Annotated in this window: 16 protein-coding genes; 9 read left to right on the top strand and 7 right to left on the bottom strand. The window is 69.3% G+C overall.

Features of this window, described 5'->3' with window-relative positions; genetic code table 11:
* Positions 1–22 precede the first annotated feature (22 nt).
* Together QJS31_RS20150 and QJS31_RS20145 are read left to right on the top strand one after the other, a co-directional pair.
* Positions 23–2176 (top strand): 3-hydroxyacyl-CoA dehydrogenase NAD-binding domain-containing protein, encoded by a 2154-nt coding sequence (locus tag QJS31_RS20150; RefSeq protein WP_282785817.1) that lies wholly within the window; start codon positions 23–25, stop codon positions 2174–2176.
* Between the two features lie 266 nt (positions 2177–2442).
* A complete protein-coding gene (locus tag QJS31_RS20145) occupies positions 2443–6060 on the top strand; it encodes a serine/threonine-protein kinase (protein WP_306357391.1) in 3618 nt (1205 codons plus the stop codon).
* A 332-nt stretch (positions 6061–6392) separates the two neighbouring features.
* On the opposite strand, the gene QJS31_RS20140 is transcribed toward QJS31_RS20145, so the two are convergent.
* Entirely contained in the window at positions 6393–7709 is a 1317-nt protein-coding gene (locus QJS31_RS20140; protein ID WP_282785055.1) for a cyclopropane-fatty-acyl-phospholipid synthase family protein, read from the bottom strand.
* Complete coding sequence (locus QJS31_RS20135; protein WP_372341674.1) at positions 7706–9142, bottom strand: FAD-binding oxidoreductase; 1437 nt, start codon at positions 9140–9142, stop codon at positions 7706–7708. The genes QJS31_RS20140 and QJS31_RS20135 overlap by 4 nt, the downstream gene beginning before the upstream one ends.
* Before the next feature lie 279 nt (positions 9143–9421).
* On the opposite strand from QJS31_RS20135, the gene QJS31_RS20130 reads away from it, so the two are divergent.
* Positions 9422–9856: an SRPBCC family protein gene (locus QJS31_RS20130; protein WP_143984402.1), complete on the top strand. Its 435-nt coding sequence runs from the start codon at positions 9422–9424 to the stop codon at positions 9854–9856.
* 8 nt (positions 9857–9864) lie between these two features.
* Here the strand turns inward: QJS31_RS20130 and QJS31_RS20125 are convergent, their stop codons facing one another.
* Positions 9865–10215, bottom strand: a complete 351-nt coding sequence (locus tag QJS31_RS20125; RefSeq protein ID WP_306357390.1) for a VOC family protein — start codon at positions 10213–10215, stop codon at positions 9865–9867.
* A 44-nt stretch (positions 10216–10259) separates the two neighbouring features.
* Positions 10260–11072, bottom strand: coding sequence for a MerR family transcriptional regulator (locus QJS31_RS20120; RefSeq protein ID WP_306357389.1), 813 nt, complete (start codon positions 11070–11072; stop codon positions 10260–10262).
* Between the two features lie 128 nt (positions 11073–11200).
* On the opposite strand from QJS31_RS20120, the gene QJS31_RS20115 reads away from it, so the two are divergent.
* Both QJS31_RS20115 and recR read left to right on the top strand, forming a co-directional pair.
* Positions 11201–11542, top strand: a complete 342-nt coding sequence (locus tag QJS31_RS20115; protein WP_029932836.1) for a YbaB/EbfC family nucleoid-associated protein — start codon at positions 11201–11203, stop codon at positions 11540–11542.
* A 12-nt stretch (positions 11543–11554) separates the two neighbouring features.
* Entirely contained in the window at positions 11555–12163 is a 609-nt protein-coding gene (recR, locus tag QJS31_RS20110) for a recombination mediator RecR (RefSeq protein WP_029932835.1), read from the top strand.
* 13 nt (positions 12164–12176) lie between these two features.
* Here the strand turns inward: recR and QJS31_RS20105 are convergent, their stop codons facing one another.
* The 3 genes from QJS31_RS20105 to QJS31_RS20095 all read right to left on the bottom strand — a co-directional run bounded on the left by QJS31_RS20105 (position 12177) and on the right by QJS31_RS20095 (position 13456).
* Positions 12177–12398, bottom strand: coding sequence for a hypothetical protein (locus QJS31_RS20105; RefSeq protein ID WP_306357388.1), 222 nt, complete (start codon positions 12396–12398; stop codon positions 12177–12179).
* A gap of 155 nt (positions 12399–12553) precedes the next feature.
* Positions 12554–13198, bottom strand: a complete 645-nt coding sequence (locus QJS31_RS20100; RefSeq protein WP_306357387.1) for a hypothetical protein — start codon at positions 13196–13198, stop codon at positions 12554–12556.
* A gap of 33 nt (positions 13199–13231) precedes the next feature.
* Positions 13232–13456, bottom strand: coding sequence for a hypothetical protein (locus tag QJS31_RS20095; protein WP_306357386.1), 225 nt, complete (start codon positions 13454–13456; stop codon positions 13232–13234).
* 220 nt (positions 13457–13676) lie between these two features.
* Between QJS31_RS20095 and QJS31_RS20090 the strand changes: the two genes are divergently transcribed.
* From QJS31_RS20090 to QJS31_RS20075, 4 genes are read left to right on the top strand one after another with little or no spacing between them, the layout of a single operon-like run.
* The gene (locus tag QJS31_RS20090; RefSeq protein ID WP_282781115.1) at positions 13677–17099 is read left to right on the top strand and encodes a DUF2126 domain-containing protein; all 3423 of its coding nucleotides are present in this window, start codon (positions 13677–13679) and stop codon (positions 17097–17099) included.
* A gap of 22 nt (positions 17100–17121) precedes the next feature.
* Entirely contained in the window at positions 17122–20106 is a 2985-nt protein-coding gene (locus QJS31_RS20085) for a circularly permuted type 2 ATP-grasp protein (protein WP_372341802.1), read from the top strand.
* A 29-nt stretch (positions 20107–20135) separates the two neighbouring features.
* The gene (locus tag QJS31_RS20080; protein ID WP_282781117.1) at positions 20136–21083 is read left to right on the top strand and encodes a transglutaminase family protein; all 948 of its coding nucleotides are present in this window, start codon (positions 20136–20138) and stop codon (positions 21081–21083) included.
* A 1-nt stretch (position 21084) separates the two neighbouring features.
* Positions 21085–22134 carry a putative zinc-binding metallopeptidase gene (locus QJS31_RS20075; protein WP_282781118.1) on the top strand — a complete coding sequence of 350 codons (1050 nt, stop codon included), beginning with the start codon at positions 21085–21087 and terminating at the stop codon, positions 22132–22134.
* Positions 22135–22233 lie beyond the last annotated feature (99 nt).

Raw genomic sequence — 22233 nt, 5'->3', positions numbered from 1 at the left:
TTCTCTAGGAGAACGAGAATCAATGACTGAGAACATGATCGGCTGGGAGAAGGACGCCGACGGCATCGTCGTGCTGACCATGGACGACCCGAACCAGGGCGCCAACACCATGAACCAGCTGTACAAGGACTCGATGCGGGCCACCGTGGACCGCCTCGTGGCCGAGAAGGACGACATCACCGGTGTCGTCATCACCTCCGCGAAGAAGACCTTCTTCGCCGGCGGCGACCTCAAGAACATGATGCAGACCACCCCGGCGGACGCCGCGGCCATCATGGAGGAGCTGACCTTCATCAAGGACGACCTGCGTCGTCTGGAGACCCTGGGCAAGCCGGTCGTCGCGGCCATCAACGGCGCGGCCCTCGGCGGCGGCCTGGAGATCGCGCTGGCCACCCACTACCGCATCATCGCCGACGTCAAGGGCGCGCAGGTCGGCCTGCCCGAGGTCTCCCTCGGTCTGCTCCCGGCCGGTGGCGGCGTCACCCGCGTCACCCGCATGCTCGGCATCGCCAACGGCCTGATGCAGGTGCTGCTGCAGGGCAACAAGTTCAACGCCCAGAAGGCCAAGGCCACCGGCTTGGTCAACGAGGTCGTCGCCTCCGTCGACGAGCTGGTCCCGGCCGCCAAGGCGTGGATCAAGGCCAACCCGGACAAGGGCGTGCAGCCCTGGGACGTCAAGGGCTACAAGATCCCGGGCGGCACCCCGTCCACCCCGGCCCTGGCCGCCAACCTCCCGGCCTTCCCGGCCAACCTGCGCAAGCAGATCAAGGGCCAGAACATGCCCGCGCCGCGCGCGATCATGTCCGCCGCGGTCGAGGGCGCGCAGGTCGACTTCGACAACGCCTCGCTCATCGAGTCGCGCTACTTCGTCTCGCTGCTGACCGGCCCGGTCGCGAAGAACATGATCCAGGCGTTCTTCTTCGACCTGCAGTCGATCAACAACGGCGGTTCGCGTCCCAAGGACGTGCCGAAGCGTGAGATCAAGAAGGTCGGCGTCATCGGCGCGGGCATGATGGGCGCGGGCATCGCGTACGTCACGGCGAAGGCCGGCATCGACGTCGTGCTCAAGGACGTCACCATCGAGGCCGCCAACAAGGGCAAGGACTACTCGGTCAAGCTCGAGGAGAAGGCGCTCTCGCGGGGCAAGACCACCGAGGAGAAGTCCAAGGCGCTGCTGGATCGGATCACCCCGTCCGCCGATGCCAAGGATTTCGCGGGCGTGGACTTCGTCATCGAGGCCGTGTTCGAGAACCCCGAGCTGAAGAACAAGGTCTTCCAGGAGATCGAGGACATCGTGGACGCCGACGCGCTGCTCGGCTCCAACACCTCGACCCTGCCGATCACCCTGCTCGCCACCGGTGTGAAGCGGGCCGAGGACTTCATCGGCATCCACTTCTTCTCGCCGGTCGACAAGATGCCGCTGGTCGAGATCATCAAGGGCGAGAAGACCTCCGATGAGGCGCTGGCCCGGGTGTACGACTACACCCTCGCCATCCGCAAGACCCCGATCGTGGTCAACGACTCGCGCGGCTTCTACACCTCGCGCGTCATCGGCAAGTTCATCAACGAGGCCATCAAGATGCTCGACGAGGGCATCGACCCGCAGACCATCGAGCAGGCCGGTCTGCAGGCGGGCTACCCGGCGGCTCCGCTGAAGCTGTCGGACGAGCTGAACTTCACCACCATGCAGAAGATCTACAAGGAGACCGCGGCGGCCCTCGAGGCCGAGGGCGGCGAGATCGACGCCGCGTCGGCCGCGACCGCCGCGATCCTGGACAAGCTGGTGGGCGAATTCGACCGCAAGGGCAAGGCCGGTGGCGCGGGCTTCTACGACTACGAGAACGGCAAGGCCACCAGCCTGTGGTCGGAGCTGCGCTCGCTGTACAAGACCTCGACCGAACTGCCCGAGGGCGTCACCTTCCAGGATCTGAAGGACCGCATGCTGTTCGCGGAGGCCATCGAGACCCAGAAGTGCTTCGACGAGGGTGTGCTCACCACCACCGCCGACGCCAATATCGGCTCGATCTTCGGCATCGGCTTCCCGGCCTGGACCGGTGGCACCCACCAGTTCATCGTGGGCTACCCGGGTGGGCAGGAGGCCTTCGTGGCCCGTGCCGACGAGTTGGCCGCCAAGTTCGGCGACCGCTTCCAGGTGCCCGCGTCGCTGCGCAAGTAGTTCCGCTGCGGGCGCATATGCGCCACTGACTCGGTGCGTACCGTGTCAGCCGGGATGAACCACACGGCCCGGATCGCGAATATCGCGGTCCGGGCCGTGTCCCGTTTACTGACCTTGCTGATTCGAACCGGTCGGCACGCCGAGATACGCGGCGAATCGTCCACGCGCCCCGCACACCCGCGCTACGTTTGAAATATGCGCGGGTAGAACGCAGGACTGGCCCGTACGTTAGGTATGCGCTGGTTCCGAGTTCGAGGTGGGCGGAGATGAATCCACAGTCACGTTCGGGGAAACCCCGGGCAGACACAACTCCAGCCGACACGAACACGCAGAACTACCTCCCGGTCGGCCTGGTCGACGAGCTCGAGGTGATGGGACTCTTCGACGCCGAGGAGATCGGACGAGGCGGATTCGGCGTGGTGTATCGCTGCGCCCAGCGCGCCCTCGACCGCGAGGTCGCGGTGAAGGTGCTGTCGTCGGAGATCGACGCCGAGAGCCGAGAGCGCTTCCTGCGCGAGGAACAGGCCATGGGGCGACTGTCCGGGCACCCCAATATCGTCGAGATCCTGCAGGTGGACGTGACGGCGAGCGGGCAGCCGTTCATCGTCATGCCCTTCGCCGCGCACGGCTCCCTGGAGCGGCTCGTGCGCGAACGCGGACCGCTGAGCTGGTCCGATACCGTGCGGGTCGGGGTCAAACTGGCCGGAGCCATCGAAAGCGCGCATCGGGCGCATGTGCTGCACCGCGATGTGAAGCCCGCGAACGTCCTGCTCAGTCGATACGGGGAACCGCAGCTCACCGATTTCGGCATCGCGCGCATTCCCGGCGGGTTCCGCACCTCGACCAGCATGATCACCGGATCGCCCGCCTTCACCGCGCCCGAGGTGCTCAAGGGTGAGGAGCCGACCGTGCGCTCGGACGTCTACGGTCTCGGCGCCACCCTGTTCGCCCTGCTGACCGGGCACGCCGCCTTCGAACGGAAGGTGGGGGAGAAGGTCGTCTCCCAATTCCTGCGCATCACCAGCCAGCCGCTGCCCGATCTGCGCGAGCAGGACATCCCCTCCGATGTGGCCGCCGCCATCGAGGCGGCCATGGCGCCCGACCCACGCGACCGGTCCGCCAGCGCGGTGGAATTCGGGGAGCTGCTGCGCACGGTGCAGCGCGAGCACGGTCAGGTTCCCGATGAGATGGCACTGCTCGACAGCGCGTCGGCCGAGCCGGACAGCGCAACGGAATCGACTGCCGCCCAACCATATTCGCCGGTTCGCAGCGGTACGGTGGTGACGTCGCCGCGGCGGTCGCTGAGCTTCCCGCCGCTCGGCGGAACCCGCGCGGGCACCGCCACCGGCAACCATGCCGCGCATACCGGCACCACGATGCCGCCCACCGCGGTCACCAAATTCCGGCCGCCCACCCCGGCGCGGGAACCGGTCGCGCGCCCCCGGCTACTGGAACCGCTGCGGACGGCCGGGCAACGGCGGCTCGCGCTCATCCACGCCCCCGCGGGCTTCGGCAAGAGCACCCTGGCCGCGCAGTGGTGCGCCGAACTCACCGATCGCGGCGTGGCGGTGGCCTGGATCGGCATCGACGGCGACGACGACAACGAGGTGTGGCTGCTCGCCCACATCATCGCCGCCATCCGGCGGGTGCGGCCCGAGATCGGCGCGGGATTGGAACAGGCCCTCGAGGAGCGGCCCGCCGACGCGGTGCCGTTCGCGGTGTCCACCCTGATCGACGAGATTCACGCCGGCGGGTCCACCGTGGTCGTGGTGGTGGACGACTGGCACCGCATCACCGATACCGGCGCGCAGCGGGTGCTGGAGGCGCTGCTCGACAACGGCTGCCATCATTTGCGATTCGTCGTCACCAGCCGGGATCGGGCCGGACTGCCGCTGAGCCGGATGCAGGTGGCCGACGAACTGGTGGAGATCGGGTCGGGGCAATTGCGGCTGACCGAGGCGGAGACGCGGGACATGCTGGCCGACCGGTCCGGCTGCGATCTCACCGACCGGCAGATCGAGCAGATCCACACCGCCACCGACGGCTGGCCCGCCGCCCTGCAACTGGTCTGCATGACACTGCGCAAGGAGCACGACCCCGAACAGCTCATCGCGCGACTTTCAGGGGATACCAAGGCGATTCGCGAGTATCTCGCCGAGAACGTGCTCGACGCGCTGGAGCCGCGCACGCTCGGCTTCCTCAGCGCGGTGGCGGTGCCGGAACGGGTGAACGCCTCCCTGGCCGCCGCGCTCACCGGCGATCCGGACGCCGCCGGGCTCTTGGAGCAGGCGGAGGAGCGCGAGCTGTTCCTGCACCGGCTCGACGACGATCCGACCTGGTTCCGCATGCAGCCCATGTTCGCCGAACAACTGCGGGCCCGGCTGGACCGCACCGCGCCGGGCGAGCAGAAGACACTGCACCGCAAGGCGGCTCGCTGGTTCGCCGAGCACAATATGCTGCGCCAGTCGGTGGATCACGCGCTGGCCGCCGCCGATTTCAAGATGGCGCTGGATCTGGTCGAGAACGGCGGCATGGACCTCATCGACCGCTCGCGACTGGCCACCCTGTTCGGCACGGTGTCGAAACTGCCGGTGCAGCAGGTGACTTCGCGTTCCAAACTGCTCATGGCGTTGGCGCGGGCGAATGTGAACCTCCAGCAGTCCAGCGCGGCGCGTACGGCGCTGGGGCGGCTGTCGAATCTGCTCGCCCGCACCTCGCCCACCGATGCCGAGGCGGTGCGACAGCGCTGCCAGGCCGCGGTGCTGGCGGCCGTCGACCAGGTGGCGCGCGACCGCACCGAGGGCGTGGCCGAGCGCATCGCCGAATGTCTGCGCCTGGCCGACGATCTGCCCGCGTGGACGGTGTCCACGGCCGCGAATCTGGCGTCCTTCGTGCGGCTGTGCGACTTCGACTTCGACGGCGCGCGGGAGATGCAGGAGTGGGCAGCGGCCTATCACGCCCGTTCCGCCGATCCGCTGGGCGAGGTGCTCGGATTGTGCGGGCTGGGGGCCGCGGCCTACGAGCAACTCGATATCGCCACCGCCACCGGGGCTTTCGAGCAGGCGTGGCAGACCGCGCGCGATCGGTCCGGCCCGCGCTCGCACGCGGTGCGGGTGGCGGCGGCGCTGTTGGGTGAGATGACCTACCGGCGTGGCGATCTGGAGGCCGCCGAACGGCTGCTCGATCAGAGCCACCAGCTGACGGCCCGGATCGGCCCGGTGGACTTCCTCATCACCACCTTCGTGATCGGCGCCCGGGTCAAGGCCGTGCGCGGTGACCTCGAGACCGCCACCGCCCGCCTCGACGAGGGGGCGCGCATCGCCGCCGACCGCAAGGTGGCCCGCCTCGCGGCCCACATTCGCGCCGAACGCCTGCGCCTGGGTCTGCCGCCCGATCCGCTCACCGGTGGTCAGGTCACCGAACCGCTGGTGCGCGCCGTGCGCCACACCACCGGAACCGCTTGGCTCACCGCAGAAGCCGAGGAGGTCGCCACCATCCGCGCGCTGCTGGCCCGCCACTATCGCGGTTCGGACGGCTACTTCGGCACCGACGACATCGCCCCGCTGGGCACCGACGACACCGCCGTCAAACGCGCCCGCGCCCTGCACGCCCGCATCCGCGAACAACGCCGTCCCCGAGCCGAATTGGATTCCGCCCTGCTGCTGGCCGAATGCCTGTCCACCGCGGGCTGGGCGGGCGAATCCATCAGCGTGCTCACCCCCGTCGTGGTGCGCTGCGCCGAACTGGACTGGCCCCGACCGCTACTCGACGCGGGTCCGGGCGTCCTCGGCATTCTGCGCACCCTCCGTCACGAAATGCCTTTGGGCACCGGCGGACAGGAGCCCCAGGAGCTGCCCCGCCGGTTCCTGGACGCCCTGCTGTGACGAAAACACCGATCTCGAACCGCGCGCTGTCGTAGGGTTTCCCTACCTCCCTCCGAGGGGCGATGGACTTGGTCCAACATCGCGCCCAGGGAGGAGGTGAGGGTTCACGGGGAAGCACAGCAAAAGTCGCCATGAGTGGAATGCCCCGGTCAATCGGACTGCTGCCGTAATCAGCATTGTCGCGATTGCCGAGGCACTCTTCCGCTTGGTCCGCTGGTTGCGGGCCAGGTGACCCACAGGACGGGGCGTCACCCACATGGCGCTCCGTCCGCCAGCATCACTAAGGTGACAGCCCAAATGTACACCGTCCCCGGCGCACAACCAGCGTTTCGCTAAGGCTGCCACCAGGGGCGTAGCGGCACCGTCCATTCCTGGTCGGCGCCGAGCTTGACGCCCAGCACCTGGTGCAGCTGCACCACATTGCGTTCGAAGCCGAGCTGGCATCCCGCCATGTAGAGGCCCCAGACCTTGGCGGTGCCCTCGCCGACCTCGGCCACCGCCTTGTCCCAGTTCTCGACCAGGTTGTCGCACCATTCGGAGAGGGTGAGGGCGTAGTGGCGGCGCAGGTTCTCCTCGTGCAGGACCTCCAGGCCGACGTTCTGGATCTCGGAGATGATGCGGCCGGAGCCGATCAGCTCGCCGTCGGGGAACACGTAGCGGTCGATGAAGTCGCCCGCCTTGGTGGTGCGGGTGTTGTCGGGCCGGGTGATGCAGTGATTGAGGAACAGGCCGCCGTCACGCAGCTTCGACTTCATGAAGGTGAAGTACGCGGGATAGTTGTGCACACCGATGTGCTCGGTGAGGCCGATGGAGGAGATGGCGTCGAAGTCGCCCTCGGGCACGTCGCGGTAGTCGGAGTGGCGCACCTCGGCGAGATCGGTCAGGCCCTCCTCGCGGATCTTGCGCTGCGCCCATTCGGCCTGCTCGGCCGACAGCGTCGCGCCGATGACCTTGACCCCGCGCTTGGCGGCGTAGCGCACCATGCCGCCCCAGCCGCAGCCGATATCGAGCAGCCGGTCGCCTTCCTTCAGGCGCAGCTTGTCGAAGACCAGCCGGTACTTGTTCTCCTGCGCCTCTTCGAGCGTCTGGTTCTCGTTGTCGTACGCGGCGCAGGTGTAGGTCATGGACGGGCCGAGCACATACTCGTAGAAGGTGTTCGACACGTCGTAGTGGTGGTGGATGGCCTCGGCGTCGCGCAGCTTGGAATGGCGCAGCCCCTCCAACGCGACCCGCCGCCAGCGCGGCATGGCCTCCTGGGGCGGCGGCGGCACCGGCTTCATCAGCTCCCAGCCGAGCGAACGGGCGATGACCACCAGTTGCAGCGCGGTCGGGCGGCGGAACTTCAGCCCCGCCATGGCCTTCAGCAGCGCGTACGGGTCGCCGGGGTGCACACCGTGGGCGAGCATGTCACCGGCGATGTAGGCCCGGGCCATCCCGAGGTCGCCGGGTGCGGTGGCGATGTAGTTGACGCCGCGTGGGTTCTTGATCTCCAGGCCGAATTCCGAATCCGCGGGCCCCGTCGTACTGCCGTCGTAGGCGGTGAACCGGATGGGCATGTCACCGTCGATCAGGGTCTCGAAGATCTCGGCAATGGTGAGTTTGGTTCCGAGTTCCGCGAAGACATCGGAACGATCCTTGAATGTCGTCACTTGCGTTGCACCGCCTTCGAATACAGATCCAGTAATCGATGCTGGGGGTCGTAGCGTTCCTTCAGCTCGGTGTAGGTGTGCCCGCCGTAGAGCGCCGCGAACTCATCCTGGCCGTAGTAGGCATCCGAGTACAGGGATTTATGACCGTCCAGTTCGGAGACTTTCCGCTCTATGGCGCGGTTGGCCGCGCCCTCGGGCTGTCCGGGAACGGTCGGGACGGCCGACCAGAAGCCCACGTTCACATAGGTCCGCTTCGGTTCCAGCGGATACAGGGGCCAGGGCCGATCGCCCTGCTCGCGGTCGGTGTCGCGCAGGCGCAGGGGGCACAGCCAGATCGGTTCGATGGGAATCTCGCGCAGGAACCAGTGCATGAACTCCGCGGTGCGCTCGATCGGCACCTCGATGTCCTGCACCACCCGCTCCCGCGGTGGATTGCCCTTGCGGGCCTCGAGCTTGTCGCCGATGTCGTACTTGTGGTCCAGGGCGATGAGCTTCCAGTAGAAGCTGCTGCGCCGGTACTGCCGGGGCCAGAAGCGCCGGATCCGCGGATTCTGGGTGCCGAACGCCCGTGAGCACCAGAACCAGTCGGTGTCCCAGCGCCACAGGTAGTCGTGGATGGTGAGCCGGTCGCGCTTCGGCGCGGGGCCGTCGTGCTGGATGGACCGGTAGTAGATGTCCATACCGGTGTAATCGCTGACCGGGCCGGGTTCGTCGGTCTGCCGACCGAGGATCAGGTAGCTCTCGTCGGCGGTGAACACCACGCCGTCGAGGTAGTCGACCCGCTCGCCGTCGTGGGCGCGGTCGGCGACGATCCGGCCCATGGCGGCCTCGAGGTCGCCCAGATCGTGGAAGCGCAGGTGGCGCAGGGCCACATAGGGCGGCACCGGCTCCAGTTCGATCTTCAGGCGGGTCGAGTAGCCGAGTGTGCCGTAAGAGTTCGGGAAGCCCCGGAACAGGTCGGCGTGCTCGTTGTCGGGCGTGGCGGTGATGATCTCGCCCGAGCCGGTGAGGATGTCGATCTCCAGCACCGATTCGTGCGGCAGGCCGTTGCGGAAGGAGGTCGACTCGATGCCCAGGCCGGTCACCGCGCCGCCCAGCGTGATGGTCTTGAGCTGCGGCACCACCAGCGGGGCGAGCCCGTACGGCAGGGTGGTGGCCACCAGGTCCTCATAGGTGGTCATCCCCGCCACATCGGCGGTGCGAGCCTCCGGGTCGACCGCGATGACCTTCGTCAATCCCGACACGTCGAGTCCGGGGGCGGTGTTCTTGGCGCGGGCCCGGAACAGATTGGAGGTCTTCTTCGCCAGGCGGACATCGGCGTCGCGTGGAATGGCACGATAGGACGCCAGCAGTCGTTCGACCCCGGCCTCGTGCGCGGCGAAACCCGATTCCACTGCGGCCGGTGCGCGGCCGGCCTTCCCCAACAGACTCACTGCCACCTGTGGAACCTATCGCGGACCCGGCGAGTCGGCCAGCAGGATCACACCGGCGGGGCGGTTTTTCACGCACAGTTTGCATCCGTGTCGATGGGCGCTACCTGCGGCGGGGCGAATCTATTCCGACCCGGACCGTGACAATAGTTACTCTAGCTAACTTTATGGTCCCGAACGACGCCGCCGACATCGGAGCGGACCGATCCCGTCGCACCGGCGGCGGCGTAGCATAACCGGGCGGCAAGAGGCCGAGAGCCGGGAATCAGTAAGGAGCTCATGGTGGGACAGGTCAGCGCGTCCAGCTCGATCGTGGTGGCGGCCGAACCGAAGCGGGCGCTGGAGGCGATCGCGGACTACGAGACGGTGCGCCCGCGCATCCTCTCCTCGCACTACCGCGACTACAAGGTGGTCGAGGGCGGCAAGGGTGCCGGCACCGTGGCGGAGTGGACGCTCCAGGCCACCGAGAAGCGCTCCCGCAATGTGCGCGCCGCCATCTCGGTCTCCGATTCCATGGTGACCGAACGGGATTCGAACTCCTCCATGGTCACCACCTGGACCGTCACCCCGCAGGGCACCGGCTCCCTGGTCAACGTGCGCACCAGCTGGAAGGGCGCGGGCGGTATCGGCGGTATCTTCGAGGGCATCTTCGCACCGCTCGGCCTGAAGAAGATCCAGGCCGAGGTGCTGGAGAACCTGAAGCGCGAACTGGCCTGAGGCCCCGCTCAACCCGCCGCGATATCGAACAGATTGCCCTCCGGATCGGCGAGGGTGGTCCAGCGGACCCCGTACTCGTCGAAGTCGCCGATGTGCTCGGCCCCCAGGGCCAGCGCGCGGTCGATCTGCGCGGGCAGATCATCGGCGACGAGATCCAGATGCACCACGTTCTTGCCCGGATTCTTATCCGGTACGGCCAGGAACATGAGGGTGGGCGACGCACCCGCCGTGCGGCCGACGGTCGCGAAGAACTGATTGGCGTCGGGGTCGACCGGCCGCTCCAGCAGTTGTGACCAGAACGCGGCCAGGGCGGCGGCGTCGGCGCAGTCGATGGTGATATTGGCGATGGTGAGGGGCATGGCGGCGCTTCCTTTCCGAATGGGCGGAGTCGCGAGGGTCGAGTTCAGAGTCGGTCGATGGGCCAGCAGATCTCGGTGCGGTAGTCGGCGGGCGCGGCATCGCCGGGGCCGATCAGGTACACCTCGCGAATCGGTTCGGCCAGGGCGGTGTCGTGTTCGGCCACATGGCTGCCGAGAGCGCCGTAGGTCCGGTCGAAATCGTCGAACGGGCCGTGATGCACGGCGATGGCGAAGCGGCGGGCCGGGAGGTCGACGACCGCGCCCAGCGCGGCGGCGCGTTCCCGGTCGCGTTCCGCGACGGGAACGAAGGCGACCACCTCACCCTTGTCCTGCTCGAAGAACTCCACCGCGTAGGTGGCTCCGGCCGGGCCCGCGGGGGTGAGGTCGGCCGCGGCGAGCGATGCGGACAGGGCGGTGAACGCCGTCTCGCACCAGGCGTCGATGCCGTCGCGCGCCACCGTCTCCGCCATGGCCAGGGCGGGGAAGCTCGGGATCGAACGGTATTCCACGGCGACCGCGGTGGACGGCGTCAGCAGTGCGCGCAGCGACGCCACCACATCGCGCGTCCGCAGCAACTCGGCCTCCATGCGTTCCAGGTGCCCGCGCAGCGCCGCGTCCCGGGTGTCCTGGTCCGGGGCGGCCAGCACCTCCTGAATTTCCGGCAGCGGCATATTCAGATCCCGCAGGCGGCGGATCAGATGCGCCCGCTCCACCTGATCCGTCGAATACCGCCGGTACCCGCTGTGCGCGTCCACCACCGCGGGCTCCAGCAGCCCGATGTCGTGGTAGTACCGCAGCGCCTTCACGCTGAGATGGGTGAGCCGGGAGAACTCCCCGATCGGAACGATCGCTGTCATGCCATAAGGGAACACCCTCCTACCGGGGGAGAGTCAACGACCTTCGGTGTGCGGGGGCTGCGCGGGTCGCCGCCGTCGCGGGCACGACTACGCTGGACGGCGATCCCCACTCAGAGAGGAACACGTCCGTGGAACCCGGTGGACAGTTCGACATGCAGGCGTTGCTCGCCCAGGCCCAGCAGATGCAGGAAGCGGTCATGGCGGCGCAGCAGGAGATCGCCGCCTCCGAGGTGGAGGGCGAGGCGGGGGGCGGACTGGTGCGCGCCAAGATTCGCGCCACCGGCGAGGTGCTGTCGCTGGCCATCGACCCCAAGATCGTCGATCCGGAGGATGTGGAAACGCTCCAGGATCTGGTGATCGGCGCGGTCAACGACGCCATGGCCAATGCGCAGAACCTGGCCGCCGAGCGGCTGGGTCCGCTCGCCGGCGGTATGGGTGGCATGGGCGGCGGCGCGCTGCCCGGCTTCTGATCGAGGACGCCGGTGTACGAGGGTCCCGTTCAGGATCTCATCGACGAACTGGGCAAACTGCCCGGTGTCGGACCGAAGTCCGCGCAGCGCATCGCCTTTCACCTGTTGGCGGTGGAGCCGCCGGAGATCGATCGACTGCAGGCCGCCCTGCAGAAGGTGCGCGACGGCGTGCGCTTCTGCGAGGTCTGCGGCACCGTCTCCGACGGCGAACTGTGCCGCATCTGCGCCGATCCGCGCCGCGATCTCAGCATGATCTGCGTGGTGGAGGAGCCCAAGGACGTGCAGGCGATCGAGCGCACCCGGGAGTTCCGGGGGCGCTATCACGTGCTGGGTGGCGCGCTCGACCCGCTCAGCGGCGTCGGCCCGGACCAGCTGCGCATCCGGGAACTGTTGACCCGCATCGGAACCCAGGCCGACGGCGTGGACGTCACCGAGGTGATCATCGCGACCGACCCGAATACCGAGGGCGAGGCCACGGCCACCTACCTGGTGCGCATGCTCCGCGACTTCCCGGGCCTGTCGGTGACCCGCCTGGCCTCCGGCCTGCCGATGGGCGGCGACCTGGAATTCGCCGACGAACTCACCTTGGGGCGAGCGCTGTCGGGGCGGCGCGCGCTCTGAGCCGTCCGGCCGCTCAGCTCCGGGCGTCGCCGACCAGGTAGCGGACGCCGCCGGTCCAGATCTCCAGGGCGGCCGGTTCGGGGCAGGGGATCTGCTGGTGATTGCGGGTGATGCCGGGACCGGTGCCGGTGACGAGCAGCGACGCGACGCCGACGCTCGCGGCGGCCACGGTCGCGAGGACGACCAGACGCTTGCTGATCAGCACCGGAGGGCGCGTTTGCTGGCGTAGCTCCATGATTCTCCCTCGTCGGATGGGACACGGGAAAAGCGGGAACGTGCTGTGGCAGCGAAAGGCTAACGCTCGCGGGCGGCGCGAGCGGGGCATCAGGGGCCGCGAGGCCGAATCGAGACGCGTTCGATCGCGTTACGAGACCGACCGGTCGGCTCCGATCAGAGTTCCAGCCGCTCCCAGTCGAGCGCGTCGAAGTCGGCGCGATCCTCGGTGATCCACGCCCAAATGAGGTCGGCCACGGCGGCCGCATCGTCCACCGAGGTGGCGAAGTGTCGGTCGGGGGAGCCGTCGCGGTATTCGAGCGTGTACCGCCCGTCGGGGTGGCGGTAGGTCTGCACGTACCGCTGATCTCCCCGCTCCACGATCAGATAGGGTCCGGGATCCGCCAGCGCCGGCAGCCAGAGATCGAGCAATTCCTTGGTGACATAAGGGAATTCGCCCGCACCGCCGTGCGTGACCGTGGCCGGGATATGTCCGGCGGGATCGGCCAGCCAGGTCAGCTGCGGATCGTAGACGGCGTAGCCGCGCGGCGTGGCCAGCTCGAACAGCAGCGCCCGCACATGGCCGATGGCGTCGTACGGCGTGGAAACGACCAGCGTGGCACCGTTGTCCTTGCCGCCGAGCGGAGTGGAACTCAGGAAGCTGTCGGCTTCCGGCAGCTCCCCATCGCGCCGCTCCAACTCCGCGGCGATCTCGGCCACGACCCCGGCTTCGGGCTGCCCCTCCTGCGCGGTGAGGTAGGCGTCGACCTCGGCGGGCGTGCGCGCCACACCCGAGGGCAGCAGGATCTGGTCATAACTCACCCCGCCAGGCTAGCCCGCCTCTTCGCCCAGGGGTCAGCTGGTTCGGCGTAGGTGGAGGGGGGCGGCGGTGGTTTCGGGTGAGGTGCAGTGGCAGCCGCCCGCTATGTCGCCGCAGTCGACGATGAAGGTGTGGCGGGCGTGGGCGGAGTCGGGGCAGTCGGGGTCGGTGCATTCCACCGATCGGTCGGCGTGTTCGACCAGGGTGCCGTGGCAGTGGTCGAGGGCCGATGTGCAGGACGAGCAGACCGAGTTGGCCATGGAGCCTCCTTCAACCGTTCCCTACGTCCTAGCACTCGGCACCGACAGTCGGGGGAATCCGCGGCGTGTCGTCCGGACTGTCCGGAAAATGCCCGGGTGTCGGGGGAGCGCCGGGCGTGTCGGGTACCCCGGGGCGCGGTGCGGGCGAAAAGCGGTGCGTGAAGTGGGTTCTGTGGGCTGATCCGGGGGTGTTGCCGGGGTCGGCGTGGTGAACTTGGTTATGGGAATCAAGGTTTCCCTCGAACATCGCACTACCTACACCTTCGAGCGGCCGGTGCGGATCCATCCCCATGTGGTGCGGCTGCGCCCGGCACCGCATACGCGCACCACCATCGAGGCGTATTCGATGCGGGTGACACCCGCCGAGCACTGGGTCAACTGGCAGCAGGACGCGTTCGGGAATTTCCTTGCGCGCCTGGTGTTCAGCGAGCCCGCGCGCACCCTCGACATCGTGGTCGGGCTGATCGCCGACCTGGAGGTGGTGAATCCGTTCGACTTCTTCGTCGAGGAGTTCGCCGAGCACTTCCCGTTCACATATCCGCCGGACCTGGCCGTCGACCTGGAACCCTATCTGCGTCCCGTGGACGAGGGCGAGACCGGCTCCGGCCCAGGGGAACTGGTGCGCGACTGGGTGCGCCGCCATCCACCCGCGGGCCGGCCGCGCACCATCGACTTCCTGGTGACGCTCAATCAGGCGCTGCACCGCGATGTCGCCTACACCATCCGGATGGAACCGGGTGTGCAGACGCCCGACCACACCCTGCGCGCCGAACTCGGTTCCTGCCGGGATTCGGCCTGGCTGCTGGTGTCCATCCTGCGGGGGTTCGGCTTGGCCGCCCGCTTCTCCTCCGGCTACCTCATCCAGCTCGCCCAGGACGCGCCCTCCCTCGACGGGCCCTCCGGCCCGCCGGTCGACTTCACCGACCTGCACGCCTGGGCCGAGGTCTTCGTGCCCGGAGCGGGCTGGATCGGCCTGGACCCCACCTCCGGCCTGTTCGCGGGCGAGGGCCACATTCCACTGGCCGCAACCCCGCATCCGGTCTCCTCCGCGCCCATCACCGGCGCGACCGATCCGGTCCGGGCCACCCTGGACTTCTCCAACACCGTTCGCCGCATCCACGAGGACCCCCGGGTCACACTGCCCTACACCGACACCCAGTGGTCCCGCATCACCGCCACCGGCGCGGCCGTCGACGCCCGCACGGCCGCCGCCGATATCGGCCTCACCCTCGGCGGCGAACCCACCTTCGTCTCCATCGACGACCGGACCGGCCCCGAGTGGACCACTGCCGCCGACGGCCCGCACAAACGCGAACGCGCCGCCGACCTGGCTCGCCGCCTGCGCCGCATCTACGCCCCCACCGGCCTGACCCAGTACCGCCAGGGCAAGTGGTACCCCGGAGAACCCCTGCCGCGCTGGGAGATAGCCCTGCTCTGGCGCGCCGACAACCACCCCCTCTGGACCCGCCCCGATCTCCTCGCCGACCCCTGGCTCCCGCCCGAAGCCGAGCTCGCCCGGCACGGACAGACCGCCGGACCGCCCGATGAGCCGTCCCCGAACGACGTGGTGCGCCGCGCTCGGCGGGCCGACGCGGAGGCCGCGCGGGCGGTGATCGCGCACGTGGCGGCGGGATTGGGGTTGCCGACCACGCAGGTGCGGGCCGCCTACGAGGATCCCCTGCTGCGTGTCGCGGCGAAAGCCCGTGCGCCGGAGGGTGAACCGGTGCAGGACGAGGACGATCTCGCGCCGGGTGAGGATTCGGTGCAGGCGCGCAAGGCGCTGCTGGCGCGGCTCGACGCGGCGGTGAACGAGCCCGCCGCCTATGTGCTGCCGCTGCACCGGCGCGGTGACGAGGGCGGGTGGGCGAGTGCGGACTGGCGGCTGCGGCGTGGGCGAATCGTCTTGACCGAGGGGGATTCTCCGGCCGGGCTCCGGCTGCCACTGGGGTCGATCTCCTGGCGGACGCCGCCGATGCGACCGGAGTCGGATCCGATCGTGCTCCAGCCCTTCGGTGCGGACGGCTCGGCATCGAACCCCGCCGCCGTGGTGGAGCCCGCGGACCGTGCGCCCACCACCGCGTTGGTGGCCGAGGTGCGGGACGGTCGGCTGTGCGTATTCCTGCCCCCGGTGGAGGATCTCGACGCCTATCTCGACCTGGTGCGCCGGGTGGAGGCGGCCGTGGCGCACGTCGGGTATCCGGTCGTGCTGGAGGGCTACCCGCCGCCCACCGACCCCCGCCTGCACGCCTTGTCCATCACTCCGGATCCGGGCGTGATCGAGGTGAACATCCAGCCCAGCGACTCCTTCGCCGCCCAGTCCGAGCTGCTCGAAACTCTGTACGAACAGGCCGGACTGGCCCGGCTGACCACCGAGACCTTCGATATCGACGGCACTCACGGCGGCACCGGCGGCGGCAATCACATCACGCTCGGCGGCCGTACCCCCGCCCGCTCACCCCTGCTCCGCCGCCCGGACCTGCTGGTCTCCATGCTGACCTACTGGCAGCGGCATCCGGCCCTGTCCTACCTGTTCTCCGGCCGGTTCATCGGCCCCACCTCGCAGGCCCCGCGCGTGGACGAGGCCCGCGACGACGTGCTGTACGAACTCGAGATCGCCTTCGCCGAGATCGCCCGCCTGTGCGGCGGCAGCGGCACGGACGCGGTGGGCGCGGCACCGTGGCTGGTGGACCGCGCGCTGCGCCACCTCCTCACCGACCTCACCGGTAATACCCATCGCGCCGAGTTCTGCATCGACAAGCTCTACAGCCCGGACTCCGCGCGCGGCCGCCTCGGCCTGGTGGAACTGCGCGGCTTCGAGATGCCGCCGCATTTCCGCATGGCCATGGTGCAGTCCCTGCTGGTGCGAGCACTGGTGCTGTGGTTCTGGGAGCGTCCGTACACCGCGCCGCTCATCCGGCACGGTGCGAATCTGCACGGCCGCTACCTGCTGCCGCACCATCTGCTGGCCGATATCGCCGAGGTCGCCGCCGACCTGCGCGCGCACGGCATCGATTTCGACACCAGCTGGCTGGACCCGTTCGCCGAGTTCCGTTTTCCGCGCATCGGCACGGTGGTACTCGGTGATATGGAACTGGAACTGCGCACCGCCGTCGAACCGTGGCACACCCTCGGTGAGCAGACCACCGCCAGCGGCACCGCCCGCTATGTGGACTCCTCGGTGGAGCGCCTCCAGGTACGGCTGGTCGGCGCGGACCGTGGCCGCTACCTGGTCACCTGCAATGGCCACCCGGTGCCGCTGCTGCCCGCCGGGAAGGCGGATGTGCAGGTGGCGGGCGTGCGCTACCGGGCGTGGCAGCCGCCGAACGCCCTGCACCCCTCCATCACCGTGGACACCCCGCTGGTCTTCGACGTGGTGGACACCCGGTCGGAACTCTCGCGCGGCGGCTGCACCTATCACGTCTCGCACCCGGGCGGCCGGGCCTACGACTCGCCTCCGGTGAACGCGGTGGAGGCGCAATCGCGGCGCAACCGGCGGTTCGAATCTTCCGGACATACTTCGGGACCCGTCGATATCGCCGATCTGCGTGCCAAAATGGCCATACAGGCCACCGATGTCGGTGCGCCCGGGATCCTGGATCTGCGGCGGGCGCGGACGGTGTGGGGAGTGGTCGGCGACCGGTAGGCAAGCCTGGGAAGTGGTGGCGGTGACAGTGCTCGACCCGACGCAGCCCGGCGCCGCCGACGGACCCGACCGCTGGGACAAGGTCGCGGCCCGCCGGGAGGTAGCCGAGGAATTCGCGAAATACCGTGCGGCAGCGGCGGATACCGGAGCGGTGGACGCCTGCGGCCTGCCGACGCCCGGCTACTTCGACGAACTGGTCGACGACGCCGGCCGGGTCCGGCCGATGTGGACCGAACTGTCCGCCGAATTCCTGGACCAGGGTCGTTCCGGATTGCACCGCATGGACACCCGGGTGCGGCGGCTCATCGAGGACGACGCCATCACCTACACCGAGATCAGCGGATATCCGGATCGCGTCGAACCGACGGCGGCGACTCCGTGGCGGCTGGATCCGATTCCCCTGCTGGTCTCCGCCGACGACTGGACCGGGTTGGAGGCGGGGCTGGTGCAGCGCTCGCGCCTGCTGGACGCGGTGCTCACCGATGTGTACGGCGCGCGGCGCACCCTCACCGAGGGCCTGTTGCCGCCACAGCTGGTCTTCGGGCACCGCGGGTATGTGCGTGCCGCACACGGGATCTCACTGCCCGGACGGCAACAGCTGTTCCTGCACGCCTGTGACGTCAGCCGCTGGAGCGACGGCGAGTTCCGCGTGCTGGCGGACTGGGCGCAGGCGCCCTCGGGGGCGGGGTACGCGCTGGCCGACCGCCGCGTGGTCTCGGCCGCCATCCCCGAGGCGTTCGAGCTGGCCAGCCCGCGCCCGCTCACCCCCTTCGTACGGGCCATGCGCCTCATGCTGGTGGAGGCCGCGCCGTGGGCCGGGGACGAGGAGCCGGTGGTCGTGGTACTCAGCCCCGGCGTCCATTCCGAAACCGCCTTCGATCAAGCGTATCTGGCGTCGGTGCTGGGCTTTCCGCTGGTGGAGAGCGCCGATCTGGTGGTGCGGGACGGGCGGTTGTGGATGCGGTCGCTGGGCACGCTGGAACAGGTCGATGTGGTGCTGCGCCGGGTGGACGCCGAATTCTCCGATCCCCTGGACCTGCGGCCGGATTCGCGGCTGGGCGTGGTCGGATTGGTGGAGGTGCTGCGGCGCGGCGCGGTGACGGTGGTGAACACGCTCGGCAGCGGGTTGCTGGAGAGTCCGGCGCTGGCGTCGTTCCTGCCGCGGTTGTCGCGGGCGCTGCTGGACGAGGACTTGACACTGCCCGGCGTGCCGTCCTATTGGGGCGGCGACGATCTCGAGCGGGCGCATCTCATCGCACATCTGGATCGGCTCATCCTGCGTTCGACCGTCGACGACAGCACCGTCTTCGGTCCGGTGCTCTCGCGGGCGCAGGTGCAGCGGTGGCGTGCCCGCATCGAGGCCGAGGGATGGCGCTGGGTCGGCCAGGAACCGGCCCGCTTCTCGGTCGCCCCCGCCGTGACCGGGCGCGGGGGATTGGCCGCCGCACCCGTCGCGCTGCGGCTGTTCTCGCTGGCGGGCCGGGTCGGCTACCGCGCCATGGCGGGTGGGCTGGGGCAACTCCACCACGGTGGCGCGCCCCGGGCCGAGGTTTCCGAGGCCGCCGCCAAGGACATCTGGGTCCGCACCGCCCCCACTCTCGTCCCCGCCGCCGAGATCCCCGACGAACGCGAACGCCCCACCCCCGCCGCCGCACACGAGGCGGTGAACTCCCCCCGCGTCCTCGACGACCTGTTCTGGCTGGGCCGCTACAGCGAACGCGCCGACGCGACCGTCCGCCTGCTCACCGCCGTCCACGACCGCTACCAGGACTACCGCTACCGCCCCTGGCTCGAGGGCGCCGAAGCCATGCCGACCCTGGTCACCGCCCTCTCCCGCCTCACCGGCACCCCCTATCCCCTGCGTGGGCACGCCGGCCGGCCGGCCCGCCATTCCGAGGCCGACCCGCCCGATTCGTCCGCCGTTCAGGCCGGTTCGCCCCTGCCCGAGGCCGCAGCGCCGGACTCGCCCACGGACTCGCCCACGGACTCGGAGACGCCACCGCGAGAGGCATCCGCGCCGGATGCGGCCTCCGGTCGCGCGATGGCGGCCGAGCAGGTGCAGGGCCCCGGCGGACAGTCCCAGCGCATGGGTTCGGCAACACCGACCGACGGTCCGTCACCTTCGCGGCAATCCCCTACGGCACAACGGAGTCGGCGGCACGGCTCATTCGATCATCCGACGGAGCCGATCGCGCTGCCCGGGGCGTCGTGGCGGGATCACCGGTATCTGGTGACCCTGACCATCGATCGGGAGCTGCCGGGGGCGTTGGCGTATGCGGTGGAGCGGTATGCGAACACCGCTCGGGCGGTGCGAGATCAGGTGACGCCGGGCGTCTGGGTGACCCTGGGTGCCATCGACCGGGCGTTCGCCGAGTATCGGACGACGCGGGGGGATCGGGTGGCGGCCCTGAGCGAGGTGCACGCACGGGTGCTGTCGGGGCTGGAGTCGCTGGCGGGGATCGACGCGGAGATCATGGTGCGCGATACCGGGTGGCAGGTGCTCGATATCGGGCGGCGCATCGAACGGGGGCTGGCCGTGACGGCGCTGTTGGCGGCGGCGTTCGCCGAAACGCATCCGCCGGGGATCAGCCGGGTGCTCACCGAGGCCGTGCTGCAGGCGACCGCGTCGTCGGTGAGTTACCGTCGGCGGCACCGGGATTCGCTGCGGGTGGCGGCGGTGGCCGAACTGCTGCTCTTCGATGCCGCCAATCCGCGGTCGCTGGCCTATCAGCTGGAACGGGTCGAAGCCGAGCTGCTGGCCCTGCCGGGCGGTTCGGCCACCACCCGCCCGCAGCGGCTGCTGGCGGATGCGCGGCGCATGCTGCGGCGGCTCGATCCGGCCGATCTGGAGGCCACCGACGCCGAGGGCCGTCGCACCGACCTGGTGGACCTGCTCGACGGTCTGCACCTGCGGCTGCGCACGTTCGCCGAATCCTTCGAAGCCACCCGGCTTTCCGTGCCGCGTGATATTCAGCCGCTGTGGGGCAGCGCCCGGGTGGTCGGATGAGCGGTCGAGCATGCGCGAAAGGACACGGTATGAGCGAGCGATCGGAAGAACCGGTGGCGCCGGACCGTCTGCGGGAAGTTGCCGGCGGTGCGTGCTCGCGTCGCTACCGCGTGCTGCACCGCACCGTCTACACCTACTCCGACGCGGTCGGCAGCTCCTACGGCCGGGCCTACCTGTCGCCGCGCGAATTCCCGGGGCAGCGGTTGCACGCCCACGAGATCCGCATCGACCCGGTGCCGTCGGACCGCTCGGTCGGCGTCGATGTGTACGGCAATATCACCCTGTACTTCCACGTCACCGCCGAGCATCGCCGCCTGGAGGTGACCGGCGAGTCGGTGGTGGAGGTGACGCGCCCGGAACATCCGCGCGGCACACCGCCCTGGGAATCCGCGCGCCCCGACGGGAAGCGCGGCCCGCTGGCGGTCGACTTCGCCCTCGACCTGCATCCGCCGGAGATCACGCCCGAGGTGAAAGCCTATGCCGCCGAATCGTTTCCGCCCGGCCGCCCGCTGCTGGACGCGGTCGCCGAACTGAATTCCCGCATCCACCGCGACTTCACCTACACCTCCGGCTCCACCACCGTCACCACCCGCGTCGCGGATGTCTTCGCCGCCCGCGAGGGTGTCTGCCAGGATTTCGCCCGCATCGGCGCGGCCTGCCTGCGTTCCCAGGGGCTGGCGGCCCGCTACGTCTCCGGCTACCTGTCCACCCGTCCGCCGCCCGGCCGGGAACGCCTGATCGGCGTGGACGCCACCCACGCCTGGACGGCGGTCTGGCTGCCCGGCGGCGACCCCGGCGATCCGGGTCGCTGGATCGGCTTCGACCCCACCAACGACCAGTTCGCCGACGACCGCTATGTCACCCTGGCCTGGGGCCGGGACTACGCCGATGTGCCGCCGCTGCGGGGCATCATCTACACCGACGCCAAGGAATCCACGATCGCGGTGTCGGTGGATATGGCGCCGATCGAGGTGTGAGATGCGAGATTTCAGCTGTCCACAGTGCGGCCAGCGCCTGGCCTTCGAGAACTCCCTGTGCCTGAGCTGCGGCAGTCCACTCGGCTTCAGCCTGGCCGACCGCACCCTGGTGGTTTTGGCGCCGACCGGCGAATCCGAGGGTACCGTCGACGCGAACCGCTTCCGGCTGTGCCGCAATCAGCATCTGGCGCAATGCAATTGGATCGTTCCGGTGGTCCAGGGTGGCGTGCTGTGCGAATCCTGCCGCCTCACCCGCACCCGCCCGGAACCACTGGAGGGCACCTGGCTCACCGCCTTCGGCGAGGCGGAGGCCGCCAAGCGCCGCCTCATCGTGGAACTCGCCGAACTCGGGCTGCCGCTGGTCGGCCGCGACACCGATCCGGAACGCGGCCTCGCCTTCGACCTGCTCTCCAGCGCCGACGAGCAGGTCACCACCGGCCACGACAACGGCGTCATCACCCTCGACCTGGCCGAGGGCGACGACGTGCACCGCGAACAGCTCCGCGTCGAGATGGACGAGCCCTACCGCACCCTGCTCGGCCACTTCCGCCATGAGATCGGCCACTACTACTTCCCGGTCCTGGTGCAGCGGCTCACCCCGCACAATCCGTCCGGGGACGCGCCGCGCGGCGACACCCTCGACCGCTTCCGGGAACTGTTCGGCGACCCCTTCGCCGACTATCAGCAGGCTCTCGACCGCCACTACGCCGAGGGTGCGCCACCCGGCTGGGAGGACAGCCACGTCTCCTCCTACGCCACCATGCACCCGGCCGAGGACTGGGCCGAGACCTTCGCCCACTACCTGCACATCCGCGACACCCTCGATACCGCCGCCGCCTGCGGATTCGCCCCCGCCGGGGCCACCCTGGACCGCCCGCAGGTGGGCCGTTCCGGCTTCGATCGCATCATCGACCTGTGGCTGCCGCTGGCCTGGGCGCTCAATATGCTCAACCGGTCCATGGGGCACCGCGATCTCTACCCGTTCGTGCTGGCCGAGCCGGTGCTCGACAAGATGCGATTCATCCACGAACTCTGCGCCGAGCGGCAGTGAACGCGTAGCGCGCGGTGTGGCGCGCCTCGCCCCCGCTTCCGTCGGCGTATCGCCGACCTGTAAACTCCGATCATCATGCAGCGGGCACTTCTCCTTTGC

Source organism: Nocardia sp. CC213A (assembly GCF_030766805.1).
GTDB classification, from domain to species: Bacteria; Actinomycetota; Actinomycetes; order Mycobacteriales; family Mycobacteriaceae; genus Nocardia; species Nocardia otitidiscaviarum.
The sequence above is the reverse complement of the archived record's forward strand: the minus strand, read 5'-3'. Positions and strand labels throughout refer to the sequence as shown.